Genomic DNA, 1,435 nt, shown 5'->3' with positions numbered 1-1,435 from the left:
CCAACGGTGTTTTTGAGCGCGGATTTGAGCCCGGCGAGATCTGCCCCGGCGGATTTTTGTTTTCATCTGGACGGGGTCTTGGGTGCGTCGTGAACCCTGTGTACAAAAATAAGAACAGTATTTTTACAATAATTTAAATATCTTGATGTAAAAAGGAACAATTTGGAGCAAATGGGCAAAGATGTGCCAGGAATGTGTCTTTCACGGTCCAAGTTGTTCCTATCATGTTCGCTACCTTGAAACTTGCGAACGTTTCGTGGGAGTCGGCGAGGAGCCGGGGCGCCAGACAAGGCCCCCCGTGACTTTTTTGGGGGGACAAGCTTGACGGGCCCGAATGCGATGGGCTCCGGCGGAGGGCTTTCGCGAGTGGTGTCGGGGACTTGGCGTGGGCGCGGATGGGGTGGCGGTCCGAAGCGCGCCTGGAACATGACTTTTGGCCGTCGGGCGTCCTGCCACGGTGGCCAGGTCTTGGCCTGGCCGCCGTGACCGGAGAAGTTGGGTCTACAACGAATTCCGGAAAATGCGTTCGATGACCGTGGCGTCGACCTTGATCGGCGCCAGGCCAAGCAGGATCTTGGACAGGGAGGATTCCATGGTCATCTTGACCAGGGCCGGGATATCGGCCTCGGTGAAGTAGCCGGCCATGCTCGTGGCCTGACCCACGGAATTGAGCCAGGCGGTGAACTGCTCCACGAAGTAATCGGCCTCGCCGGGCACGCCGTCCAGGCCCGGCACGATCGGTGCACAGATGTCGGCGAGCATCTCGGGCACGGCCGGGTAGATTTCGCGCACCATGGCCGGGAGCAGGATGCCCAGGCCATCGCCATGGGTGACCTTTTCGTTGATGGCGCTCATGGCGTGTTCCATGGAATGGGTGATGTGCAAAAAGCTCAGGTCAAAGCTGATGCCGGCGATGGCCGAGGCGTACATGAGCCAGTAACGCGCGGTCAGATTGCCGGGCTGGGCGATGGCCGTCGGCAGGTACGAGGCCACCAGCCGGATGGCGTCCCTGGACAGGCCGATGGAATAGGGCGAGGCGACGATGGTCGTGGCCGCTTCCAGGGCGTGGTTCAGGGCGTCGATGGCCGTGGAGATGGTCTGCTTGAGGGGCATGGTCACGGTCAGACGCGGGTCCTCGATGGCGTAGGTCGCGTAGATGTGCGGGGAATTGATGGCCGGCTTGTCCTCGCCGTCGGACTGGGCCACGGCAAAGGCGTCGCATTCCGAACCCGTGCCGTGGGAGGTGTTGACCAGGATGAACGGCGTGGCGCCGGTGATGGGCTCGCCGGACTCATAGAAATCCTTGGCCGTCTTGCCGGGATGTTTCATGAGCACGGCAGCCGTCTTGGCCGTGTCCATGGAGCTGCCGCCGCCGATGGCCAGGATGACGTCGGCGCCGAATTTCAAGCCTGCCTCGGCCGCGTCCTCGCAGTTG

The 1,435-nt window shown here is 61.5% G+C and carries 1 protein-coding gene; it reads right to left on the bottom strand.

Annotated features, from left to right (window positions below):
- Positions 1 to 501 precede the first annotated feature (501 nt).
- On the bottom strand, positions 502 to 1,435 hold a 934-nt coding region (locus tag EOL86_14960; protein NCD26868.1), incomplete at its 5' end, for an iron-containing alcohol dehydrogenase.

The sequence above is a fragment of the Deltaproteobacteria bacterium genome (assembly GCA_009930495.1).
Taxonomy (GTDB): Bacteria; Desulfobacterota; Desulfovibrionia; order Desulfovibrionales; family Desulfomicrobiaceae; genus Desulfomicrobium.
Note: the sequence above shows the minus strand (reverse complement) of the source record. Positions and strands in the feature narration are given on the sequence as shown.